Annotated in this window: 8 protein-coding genes and 1 tRNA gene; 3 read left to right on the forward strand and 6 right to left on the reverse strand. The window is 58.5% G+C overall.

Annotated elements, in window-relative coordinates:
- Window positions 1–24 precede the first annotated feature (24 nt).
- The 4 genes from RGAI101_RS11735 to RGAI101_RS11750 form a co-directional block, all read right to left on the reverse strand.
- On the reverse strand, window positions 25–750 hold the full coding sequence (locus tag RGAI101_RS11735) for an SGNH/GDSL hydrolase family protein (protein WP_254655271.1): 726 nt from the start codon (window positions 748–750) through the stop codon (window positions 25–27).
- A gap of 28 nt (window positions 751–778) precedes the next feature.
- The gene (locus RGAI101_RS11740) at window positions 779–1,357 is read right to left on the reverse strand and encodes a Hint domain-containing protein (RefSeq protein WP_008226524.1); all 579 of its coding nucleotides are present in this window, start codon (window positions 1,355–1,357) and stop codon (window positions 779–781) included.
- 133 nt (window positions 1,358–1,490) lie between these two features.
- On the reverse strand, window positions 1,491–6,023 hold the full coding sequence (gene gltB, locus RGAI101_RS11745; RefSeq protein ID WP_008229120.1) for a glutamate synthase large subunit: 4,533 nt from the start codon (window positions 6,021–6,023) through the stop codon (window positions 1,491–1,493).
- A gap of 65 nt (window positions 6,024–6,088) precedes the next feature.
- On the reverse strand, window positions 6,089–7,522 hold the full coding sequence (locus RGAI101_RS11750) for an NAD(P)-dependent oxidoreductase (protein ID WP_037228090.1): 1,434 nt from the start codon (window positions 7,520–7,522) through the stop codon (window positions 6,089–6,091).
- Between the two features lie 228 nt (window positions 7,523–7,750).
- Between RGAI101_RS11750 and RGAI101_RS11755 the strand changes: the two genes are divergently transcribed.
- On the forward strand, window positions 7,751–8,554 hold the full coding sequence (locus RGAI101_RS11755) for an undecaprenyl-diphosphate phosphatase (RefSeq protein ID WP_037228093.1): 804 nt from the start codon (window positions 7,751–7,753) through the stop codon (window positions 8,552–8,554).
- Window positions 8,555–8,623: 69 nt separating this feature from the next.
- Here the strand turns inward: RGAI101_RS11755 and RGAI101_RS11760 are convergent, their stop codons facing one another.
- Window positions 8,624–9,607, reverse strand: a complete 984-nt coding sequence (locus RGAI101_RS11760; RefSeq protein ID WP_008228318.1) for a complex I NDUFA9 subunit family protein — start codon at window positions 9,605–9,607, stop codon at window positions 8,624–8,626.
- Between the two features lie 225 nt (window positions 9,608–9,832).
- Between RGAI101_RS11760 and RGAI101_RS11765 the strand changes: the two genes are divergently transcribed.
- Window positions 9,833–9,918: transfer RNA gene (locus RGAI101_RS11765), tRNA-Leu, on the forward strand.
- Between the two features lie 115 nt (window positions 9,919–10,033).
- Here RGAI101_RS11765 and RGAI101_RS11770 read toward each other — a convergent pair.
- Window positions 10,034–10,750 (reverse strand): class I SAM-dependent methyltransferase, encoded by a 717-nt coding sequence (locus tag RGAI101_RS11770; protein ID WP_008225899.1) that lies wholly within the window; start codon window positions 10,748–10,750, stop codon window positions 10,034–10,036.
- A gap of 222 nt (window positions 10,751–10,972) precedes the next feature.
- On the opposite strand from RGAI101_RS11770, the gene paaA reads away from it, so the two are divergent.
- A partial coding sequence (gene paaA / locus RGAI101_RS22140) for a 1,2-phenylacetyl-CoA epoxidase subunit PaaA (RefSeq protein WP_037228095.1) occupies window positions 10,973–11,937 on the forward strand: 965 nt, incomplete at its 3' end.

An 11,937-nucleotide genomic window follows, 5' to 3' on the forward strand; every position in this document is an offset into this window, starting at 1 on the left:
GACGGGTTATAGGGCGCGCGCGGCTTATTGTGAACGGCCATCACGCGCGGAAATCGCTTTGGCCAGATATCTGCCCACCAGCGCGGCCCCTTTGGGCGACGGATGCGTGTTGTCGCTTGCGAACTGGCTGTCGTCCTGCGGATCTATGACATTCTCGCTGTCAAGAAAGATGACGCCATCCGTCTGTGCGGCAAACCGGTTGATGCGCTGCTCGAGCAGGACAAGATCGTCGCGACATCCCTCGAATGATCCTTTGCCGTTGCCCTTGTAATAGCCCATCCAAAGGACTTGCGCACCGCTGGCACGCAGGCGGGTCAGAAATGCAGGGATCGCGCCCGACATCGCGTCCGGACCGATCAGGCTGTCCACTTTCGCGCGGCAGTCCTGACATTTGCAGTCGCCAAAGCCCAGATCATTGGCCCCGCCATTCAAAACGATCCAGTTCCACGAGCCGCCGGGATATTGCCGCTGAATGTCAAAGCCGAACGCAGAGTAAACCGCGTTGCCATTGTTGAAAAGCGCGCCGGGGACGGCCTTGTTGATGACCTGACGCCCTAGCGTCTGTGCCATCACATCGGGAATGGCCTGATCTGCCGTGCCGTTCCAGGCCATCACGGAATCCCCGATGACCAGAATATCACCGCCCCCCTTGGGGGCCTGATCCGTGCAGGCGGCAAGCCCCATCCCAAACAGAAATACCAGCAAAAGCCGTGCGCGCGATGTGAATGTCTTGATCATACGGACAGACATAGGACGGGCCGTCATACGGTAAAGGAGGTCAGAGCGATAAAAGCTGTGCCTGATTGCCCTCGACCGCAGGGCGCGCCAGCAGTTGGGGCGTCCTTGTCCCGGCGCATTGGCCGATCGCATGCCGGAATGAAAGCGCATGATGTGGCAGATCGCTTTCTACAGGCGCGTCATGGGCAAGGATGATCTGATGATCATCGAACCCGAGGCTGACATATTCGACATGTGCCACGACTTCGCGCGTGACGGTCGTGCCGTTAACCAGGGAACGCGCCTCGACCAGCACTTCTTCCTGACCGAAATACAATTCAGCCTGCCAGCCCGACATCAAAACGCGGTGCTGAGGGGCCAGCAACAGCGGAGCCACATTGCCAAGCACGCCACTTGCGATCCGGATGGGGGCGTTGCCGCCTTTGCCGAACATTTTCTGGCGGTTGATGCTGCGCAACGGTTGCAGGCCATCGTCAAGGGTTTCGATCAGATCGCCCAGCCTCAGCCAGTCGATCGTGCGATTGCCATTGGCGGTTTCGATTGATGTTCCGGCCGTCAGCCCCGTGGCGACCAAAACAGGGGACGCGTTCAAAAAGGGATCGCTTAGCAGTTCTGACATCACATGCACCTCACACTTAATACCTTGTTAATGTGTCGGGCAATGATGGTTGATTTAAGGAGTTTTCCCGATCAATTCGGGCAATTGCGTGCCGGCCGCGGTCTGAAACCGCGTCCGGCTGCCGATTTTCGCCTTATTCGGCGGGCATCGCTTTTTGCTCATGGCTTAGCGGGGCGGGAATGTGGATCAGCATCTCTTTCGGGCAGATCTGCAGGAAGTTTTCCTTTTCACTGTCCCAATGCTGCAAGATATCCGCGGCCTTGCGGCTGTTGGTCTCTTCCAGATGCCGTTCAATCAGACCTTTTAGCTGATTTTCCCAGTGATCCACGGTGACCGGACAGGTCACCAGCGTCTCGCGGTTCAGCATGTCTTCTGCCTTGCCTTGCGGGTCATAAAGATACGCCATGCCGCCGGTCATACCCGCGCCGAAGTTTGCGCCGATGTCGCCCAGGATAACGGCAACGCCGCCGGTCATGTATTCACACCCGTTGCTGCCACAGCCTTCGATCACCACATGCGCACCCGAGTTGCGCACCCCGAAGCGTTCGCCGGCGCGGCCGGCCGCGAACAGGAAGCCCTTGGTCGCGCCGTAAAGAACCGTGTTGCCGATGATCGTATTTTCGGAGGCCTTGATGGTGCTTGCCATCGGTGGCCGCACGATGATTGTGCCCCCCGACAAACCCTTGCCGACGTAATCGTTGGCATCGCCCGACACTTCCAGCTTGAGCCCGGGTGCCGCAAATGCCCCCAGAGATTGCCCGGCAGAGCCGCTCAGCTTTACCGTCAGGTGATCGGGCTGCAACTGGTTGTTCATGCCAAACCGGCTGATGATATGGCTCGAGGTCCGCGTGCCGACTGTGCGGTGCGTGTTCTGCACCGCATAGCTTAGCTGCATTTTCTCGCCATCTTTCAGGAACCGTTCGGCATCGCGCACGATTTCGGCGTCCAGCGTATCAAGCACGGCATTGCGCGGCTTGTTACGGTCATAGACGATTTCAGCCGCCCCATCGACGGTGATCAACAGCGGGTTAAGGTCCAGATCATCCAAGTGGGCAGAGCCACGGCTGACCTGCGCCAGAAGATCGGCACGGCCAATCACGTCATCCAGACTGCGCGCACCGATCGCGGCAAGCAATTCGCGCACTTCGGTGGCGTAGAAGGTGATCAGGTTGACGACCTTGTCGGCGTTGCCGGTGAACTTGTCGCGCAGCGCCTGATCCTGGGTACACACGCCCACGGGACAGGTGTTGGACTGGCACTGGCGCACCATGATGCAGCCCATCGCGATCAGCGCGGCGGTACCGATGCCGTATTCTTCGGCCCCCATCATCGCGGCCATGACGATGTCACGGCCCGTGCGCAAACCACCGTCGGTCCGCAAGGTCACACGGTCGCGCAGGTTGTTCATCGCCAACACCTGATGCGCCTCGGTCAGACCCATTTCCCACGGCAGACCCGCATATTTGATCGACGTGGCAGGCGACGCACCCGTGCCACCGTTATGCCCCGAGATCAGGATCACATCCGCCTTGGCCTTGGCCACACCGGCCGCAATCGTGCCAACGCCCGAAGACGCCACCAGTTTCACGGTCACCTTGCAGCGCGGGTTGATCTGCTTGAGGTCATAGATCAGCTGCGCAAGGTCTTCGATCGAATAGATGTCGTGGTGCGGCGGCGGCGAGATCAGCGTCACGCCCTTGGTCGAATGGCGCAGACGGGCAATCAGGTCGGTGACCTTCATACCGGGCAACTGGCCGCCTTCGCCGGGCTTGGCACCCTGAGCGACCTTGATTTCCAGCTCTTCGCATTGGTTCAGGTATTCGGCTGTGACACCGAAACGGCCCGACGCGACCTGCTTGATCTTGGCGGACGGGTTGTCGCCGTTCGCCTCGGGGACGAAGTGCGCGGGATCTTCACCGCCCTCACCGGAATCCGACTTGGCCCCGATACGGTTCATCGCGACGTTCAGCGTCTTGTGTGCCTCGGGCGATAGCGCGCCCAGCGACATGCCGGGCGTCACGAAACGCTTGCGGATCGAGGTGATGGATTCCACTTCTTCAATCGGGACGGGCTTGCCCAGTGCCTTGATGTCCAGCAAATCACGCAGATGGATCGGCGGGTTGCTTTGCATCTTGGCGCTGTACTGCTTCCACATCTGATAGGACGCTTTGTTGCAGGCCATTTGCAGCATGTGCATCGACGATGCTTCCCATGCGTGGGTTTCGCCGCTTGTGCGCGCTTTGTAAAAGCCACCGATTGGCAGGACCTTGCCATCGCCCTTCCACCCAAGGTCATGGACGGCTTCGGCCTTGCGCTGAATACCGATGATGCCGATGCCACTGATGCGGCTGGTCATGCCGGGGAAGTATTCGGCACACATGGCGCGCGACAGGCCGACGGCTTCAAAGTTGAGCCCGCCACGGTAGGACGACACGACGCTGATCCCCATCTTGGCCATGATTTTCAGCAAGCCTTGGTCAATCGCCTCGCGGTAACGGTCCATCGCCTGGGTAAGAGAGCCGTCCAGCAGGCCGCGGTCAATGCGGTCGGCCAGCGAATCTTCGGCCAGATAAGCGTTCACCACGGTGGCCCCGCAGCCGATCAACACGGCAAAGTAATGCGGATCGACACATTCGGCGGACCGAACGTTCAGCGATGTGAAAGTCCGCAGACCTTTGCGGGTCAGCTGGCTGTGCACGGCAGAGGTTGCCAGGATCATCGGCATCGCGACACGGCTTTCGCCGCTGAACTGGTCGGTCAGCACGATGTGTCCGGCACCGGAGCGCACGGCATCTTCGGCCTCGTCGCGGATGCGGCGCAGGCCTTCGTTCAGATTGCCGCCGCCTGCCTCGAAGGTACAGTCGATGGTCACGGCATCCGCGTTGAATTCGGACATCAGTTGATCAAACTGCGTGTTGGCAAGGAACGGACTGTCGAGCACCAAAATCTCGGTCTGGGCGCTGGATTCATCCAGCACGTTCTTGAGGTTCCCGAACCGTGTTTTCAGGCTCATCACCCGGAATTCGCGCAAGCTGTCGATCGGCGGGTTGGTGACCTGGCTGAAGTTCTGGCGGAAGAAATGGCTGAGCGGACGGTATTGGTTCGACAGAACCGCAGATGGCGTGTCATCCCCCATCGACGCCAATGTTTCCTTGCCATCCTCAGCCATGGGCGCAAGGATTTGTTCAAGATCTTCGATGGTATAGCCCGCAGCCACCTGACGGCGGCGCAATTCTTCACCTGCGAACAGGGGCTTTTCCTCGATATCGCCCAGTGCTTCGTCAAGCTCGTTGATTTTGCCGACCCATTCGCCAAAGGGGCGCGACGCGGCAAGCTTGTCCTTGATCTCGGTATCGCCGAACATCTTGCCTTCTTCGATGTCCACGGCCAGCAGTTGACCCGGGCCAAGCGCGCCCTTGCGGACGACGTTGGCCTCGTCCTGCGGGACCATGCCCGCTTCGGAACCGGCGATCAGCATACCGTCGGATGTCACGACATAGCGCATCGGGCGCAGGCCGTTGCGGTCAAGACCGGCACAGACCCAGCGGCCATCCGTCATGGCAAGGGCGGCGGGGCCATCCCAAGGTTCCATGACCGAGTTGCAGTATGAATACATGTCGCGCCACGCTTCTGGCAGATCGATCGCCTGCTTGGACCACGATTCAGGGACCAGCATGGTCTTGGCCATGGGCGCGTTGCGGCCCGCGCGGACCAACACTTCGAACACGGCATCCAAAGCGGCGGAGTCGGACGATCCCGCCGGCACGATGGGTTTGATGTCATCGGCCATGTCGCCAAAGGTGCCCGACGCCATGCGGATTTCGTGCGACTTCATCCAGTTCAGGTTGCCCTTGAGCGTGTTGATTTCACCGTTGTGGGCCAGCATCCGGAACGGCTGAGCCAGCCACCACTGCGGGAAGGTGTTGGTGGAATAGCGCTGGTGGTAGATCGCAAATGCGGATTCAAACCGGTCATCCAGCAGGTCGGGGTAAAAGCTGGCAACGTCCTGCGCCAGCATCATGCCTTTGTAGATGATCGACCGGCAGGACATGGACGCGATATAAAGCGTCGGCACCTGCGCGGCGAGCGCTGCCTTTTCGATGCGACGGCGGATCACGTAAAGTTCGCGTTCGAAAGTTTCTTCGTCGACGCCCTTGGCGTTCGAGATCAGGATTTGCTCAATCTCGGGACGGGTTGCGTTGGCCTTGTCACCCAGGACAGAAATATCCACCGGCACATGGCGCCAGCCGTAGATATAGTAACCCATGCGCAGCACTTCGGTTTCAACGATGGTCCGGCAGGTTTCCTGAGCGGCGAAATTGGTGCGCGGCAGGAAAACCTGACCGACGGCGATCAGTTCGTCCTCGCGGGGGCTGTGGCCGGTGCGACGGACCTGATCGTGGAAGAAGTTGACCGGAATCTGCACGTGAATGCCAGCGCCATCGCCCGTCTTGCCATCGGCATCAACCGCACCGCGGTGCCAGATCGCCTTGAGCGCCTTGATGCCCGACAGAACCACATCGCGACTGCGCGAACCGTCGATGTTCACCACAAGGCCGACACCACAGGAAGAATGCTCCTCTTCCTCGGAATACAGACCGTTTTCGGCCATATAGGCACGCTTTGCTTCTTCGCGGGCTACCCAGGCGTCATCATACTTGGTCATTTTCTATCTCCTAATTCGGGCGCGCCCTTGGCGCGAAAATTCAATTCTTTCAGGCGTGGGTCCGGTTATTCGGCGGCAATCGCCGCTTTCGTACCCATCTTCTCAAGGATCGCTTGCGCACAATCGCGCCCGTCCTTGATCGCCCAAACCACCAGTGACGCACCGCGCACGATGTCACCCACGGCATAAACACCATCCAGTTCCGTGGCACCGGTGACGTAATCGGCCTTGATCGTGCCCCAGCGGTTTACCGGCAGTTCGGGCGTGTTCCAAAGCGTCGGCAGGTCTTCGGGTTCAAAGCCGAGGGCCATGATGACCAGATCGGCGTCTTCGACATAATCGGCACCTTCGATCACCTCGGGGGCCTGACGGCCTGTGGCATCGGGCGCACCAAGGCGCATTTTCTGGACCATGACACCTGTCACCGGGTCACCGACAAAGCCCTTGGGCGCGGACAGCCATTCGAACACCACGCCTTCTTCCTCGGCGTTTTGCACTTCGCGCTGGCTGCCGGGCATGTTGGCACGGTCGCGACGGTACAGACATTTCACGGATGTAGCGCCCTGACGGATCGAGGTACGCACGCAATCCATTGCAGTATCACCGCCGCCAATCACGACGACCTTCTTGCCGTAGGCATTCAAACGACCGGATTCAAATTCCTCGACCGTGTCACCAAAGCTTTTGCGGTTGCTGACGGTCAGGAAATCGATCGCGCGCTCAAGGCCGACACCCCCCACACCGGGGGCCTGAATCTCGCGGGTCTTGTAAACGCCCGTGGCGATGATCACGGCATCATGCTTGGCACGGATATCGCCAAAGCTGATATCGACGCCGACATCGCAATTCAGTTCGAAATTCACGCCACCTTCGGCAAGCTGATCGTTACGGCGCATCACCACGTCCTTTTCCAGCTTGAAGCCGGGGATGCCATAGGTCAGCAGGCCGCCTGCGCGGTCGTAGCGGTCGTAGATTGTGACCTGCACCCCTTGGCGACGCAGCACGTCAGCCGCAGCCAGACCACCGGGGCCCGCACCGATGATGCCGACGGATTCAGTACGCTCGGTATGTGGCTTGATCGCCTGCACCCAGCCGTTTTCCCACGCGGTGTCAGTGATGTATTTTTCGACCGATCCGATGGTTACAGTGCCGTGGCCGGACTGTTCAATCACGCAATTGCCTTCACACAGGCGGTCCTGCGGGCAGATACGACCACAGATTTCGGGGAAAGTGTTGGTGGCTTGCGACACTTCATAAGCTTCTTGCAGACGCCCTTCGGCGGTCAGGCGCAGCCAGTCGGGGATGTTGTTGTGCAGCGGACAATGGGTCTGGCAATAAGGCACACCGCACTGGCTGCAGCGGCTGGATTGCTCCTTGGCCTTTGCATCAGCGTATTCAGCGTAAATTTCCTTGAAGTCTTCGCGACGCAGATTCGGCATGCGCTTTTCAGGCATGTCCCGGGAAACCGTTGTAAACTTAAGCATTGGCTGCTTTGCCATGGTCGAACTCTCCGCCAGAAAAACTTTGTTGCCCCCTCTTATACAGACGCAAATGATATATAAAGGCAGTAATACTGACCTATATGTATTATTTTTTGATGGCGGCGCATTATTTTCGTCCTATGGATGGGTTTTTAGTTCCGATGCGGACCCAATAATCCACTTTGCTTTCTTTTCAGGGGGATTATACGTCGAATCCACACTTACGCAGCACAGGCGACCTATCCCATGACATTGTTACACCTCTTGCTTGTCGCCATCATTCAGGGGCTGACAGAATTTCTGCCGGTGTCTTCCTCGGGCCACCTGATCCTTTTGCCGACGCTCACCGGCAGCCAGGACCAGGGACTGGCAATTGATGTCGCGGTGCATGTGGGCACCTTGCTGGCCGTGATACTCTATTTCCGCACAGCCGTGGCCGAAGCCACCGTCGGACTGGGCCGCCTGCTGCGGGGCAAGGTCGACACGCCCGGCGCGCACACGGCATTTCTGCTGATCGTCGCGACGATCCCGGTGCTGGTCGCCGGCCTGATCTTCAAGGTTCTGGGCATCGACGAAATGCTCCGCTCGGTCGCCGTGATCGGCTGGACAATGCTGATCTTCGGGCTGGTGCTGTATTGGGCGGACAAGACAGGCGCATGGACCCGCACATCGGATGACTGGACGCTGAAGGATGCGGTATGGATGGGCCTCGCGCAGGCCATCGCGCTGATCCCCGGCACCTCGCGGTCGGGCATCACCATCACGGCGGCCCGCAAGCTGGGCTATGACCGCACCAGCGCCGCAACACTGTCGATGCTGATGTCGATCCCGACGATCCTTGCGTCAGGCGCGCTGCTGTCGCTTGACGTGATCGGAGAGGCCGACTGGCAGCTTGCCCGCGACGCTTCAATCGCGGCTGCATTCGCCTTTGTCGCCGCAATGCTGGCACTGGTGTTGATGATGCGCCTGCTGCGCAGTGTCAGCTTTACGCCCTATGTCATCTACCGCGTGATCCTGGGGATTGCCCTGCTGGTCTATGCCTATTCCTGAAAATGCCTGAACAAGAAAGGCCCCGCCAATCATGGCAGGGCCTTTGGAAATTCCAGCGTTACCGTCGGATCAGGTACGCAGGTTCTTTGCAGATTCCTTGATGTCGTCATACTGGCCCGAAGGACGGAAGCGCCACAGGTACTGTGGCAGGACCGCCGCCATCGAAACGGGCGAAATCCCCAGCGCGTCAAACCCTTTGGCCCCCTCGGAAACGACATTGTCATTGCCAAGGTTCTTGACCTGGTCGCGCGTGACCATACCGTTTTTCACCAACCCGAATGTCGCCGCTTCGATCATGTCAAAGACGAACGCCATGATCCTGGCCGCAAACATCGGCACACCCAGCACCATACGGCGGCGATGGATAGCACCCAACATCCGCTGCATCAAAGCGCGAAAGCTTTCGACGTCAGGACCGCCAAGCTCGTAAATGCCCGGTGCTGCGTCGCCCACAACCGCCATTTCGGCTGCACGGGCCACATCATCAACGTAAACCGGCTGAAACAACGTATCAGCCCCAATGACGGGCACTGCCGGGCTAAGTCGTGTCATGCCTGCAAAGCGGTTAAAGAATTCGTCTTCCGGACCGAAGATGATCGAGGGCCGCAGGATGACAGCGTCCGGCATGTGCCGCAGCACACCTGCCTCGCCCATCGCCTTGGTCTGGGCATATTCACTCGCCGCGTCGCCATCCGCGCCGATCGCAGAGATCTGCACCATGTGGCTGACACCCTCTTCGGCAGCAATACGGGCAATACGCTCGGCACCGTCTGCCTGAATCGCCTCGAACGTGCTTTTGCCCGTTTCCGCCAGAATACCCACGCAGTTCACGACCGCATCGGCCCCCAGCAACGCGGCGCGCACGGATGCGTCATCGCGGATGTTGCAGAATACAGGCTCGACCTGACCGACAGCACCGTAAGGGCGCACGAAGATCGCTTCATTCGGGCGGCGCACCGCCACACGGACGCGCCATCCTGCTTTGGCCATGCGGCGCGCGATATAGCGCCCGACAAACCCCGAACCGCCATAAATCGTGACCAGCTTTGACATGATGATGCTCCTGTCCAAAAAACTTGAGCAACAGATACCGTTTTGCCCATTTGGGAACAAGCCGCAAATCAGAGCAGTTTGAGAGAGTCCGGCACCATATATCACGCCCACAGCCCAAGATGCCGCTGCCGTGCCACCTGATTTCACACAAGTTGCAAGAATATACGCGAATCCAATTGACACCCCCGCCCCACATGATTAGAGCACCCCTCACAACCCCCCTGTGCCCAGGTGGCGGAATGGTAGACGCGCTAGCTTCAGGTGCTAGTACTGGCAACGGTGTGGAGGTTCGAGTCCTCTTCTGGGCACCAATTAATCCTAAATTATGATTTCTGATCAATAATTTATGCTGATTGTCAGTTTTGCTGAATACTCCAAACTTTCCTCAGGATGCGACTGGCGGGCCTGGCTGACAGCACATCTTATCTAGAAAATTGATTTGCGGCCTCTGACTTCCAGCGCCTTGCGCGAGCGACCGATCTTGCCGTTTTGCGATGTGATTGTGACCGGCGGCGTTCGCTTCAGGTCCTTCTTCAATGCCACGATTGAATCGAAGAAATGCACATAGGCCAATTCGCGGGCCATTTGGGACAGGGGAAAGATGTCGTCCTGATCCGTGTACCAACTGTGCATCTGATCCACGAGCCGCTTGGCGTATTCGACAAAGCTGGCGGGCTCTTGGTAACCGCCGCCGAAACCGGGCCAATAACTGGTGTGGGTGTCTTCGACCAGATATTGCCCGCCGTCCTTTACGGCAGGCCAAAGGTTTTCGAAACTGATCGTCTGCTGGTCCATCTTGTGCCCACCATCGTCGATGATCACATCAAAAGGCCCATGCCTTTCGGCAAGCTGCTTCAGGAACACAGGGTCGGACTGATCTCCCATTTCGATATTCACACCGGGGTCAGCCAAGGCACGACAGGCTGGATCAATATCGGCAAAGACCAGTTTCGACCCCTTCCCGAAATAGCCGCCCCACATGGGGATCGACCCGCCGCGGAAAATGCCGATCTCGAGAAAGGTGATATCCTTATTCTGAAGGTGCCCCAACTCTGCTGCATAAACGTCAAAGTAATGCAGCCACTTGGTGACAAGGCGGTGATCCGTTTTGGTCAGAAAGTCGATAAAGTAGTCTTTGGTCATGCTGTTTTCCCGAAATCCCGTATTTGACTGAAATTGGTAAACGGTTTTTCCGGCAAGACCACGCTTGATGTTGTGTTACACATATCCACGGAATCAAATCCGTCCGTAACATTTAAGTTGCAGCGAATCACAACTCCGCTTAAGCTTTACTGGAAACAACGACTGTGATGTCGCACCGATACGCGCCGCGCAGCCTATCATCCTCTTGAAAGGATCTGAACGATGTATGCACAGATGATCAAATCCACCGGCGAAGGCGTCAAATCTCTGGACGAGATGGAACCGCAGGAACGCGCCTTTCAGGAACGGATCAACGCGGGCGGCAAGATCGAACCGAAGGACTGGATGCCGGACGGCTATCGCAAGAACCTGATCCGGCAGATCGGCCAGCACGCCCACTCCGAAATCGTCGGCCAGCTGCCCGAGGGAAACTGGATCACCCGCGCGCCCACGCTGGAACGCAAGGCGATCCTGCTGGCCAAGGTGCAAGACGAAGCCGGACATGGGCTGTATCTTTACTGCGCCGCGGAAACCCTGGGGGTAACCCGCGATCAACTGACGCGCGACCTGTTGTCCGGCAAGATGAAATACAGTTCCATCTTCAATTACCCGACCCTGACATGGGCCGATATGGGGGCTGTGGGCTGGCTGGTTGACGGTGCGGCGATCATGAACCAGGTGCCGTTGCAGCGCACATCCTACGGGCCCTATGCCCGCGCGATGGTGCGTATCTGCAAGGAGGAATCGTTCCACCAACGTCAGGGCTACGACATCATGATGAAGATGGCGCGCGGCACGGCAGCGCAGAAAAAGATGGCGCAGGACGCGCTGAACCGCTTCTGGGGGCCTGCGTTGATGATGTTCGGCCCGTCCGATGAAAATTCGGTCCACTCGGCGCAATCCATGGCGTGGAAGATCAAGATGAACAGCAATGACGAACTGCGCCAGAAATTCGTCGATGAATGTGTCCCGCAGGCCGAATACTTGGGCCTGACGGTCCCCGACCCCGATCTGAAATGGAACGAAGAACGCGGTCATTACGATTTCACCCAGCCCGATTGGGACGAATTCTTTGACGTGCTCAAGGGCAATGGCCCTTGCAACAAGGAACGCTTGGAAGCGCGCAACAAGGCGTGGGATGATGGCGCTTGGGTTCGGGACGGCCTGATGGCGCACGCGGCGAAAAA

This window comes from Roseobacter sp. GAI101 (assembly GCF_000156335.1).
Lineage (GTDB): Bacteria > Pseudomonadota > Alphaproteobacteria > Rhodobacterales > Rhodobacteraceae > Sulfitobacter.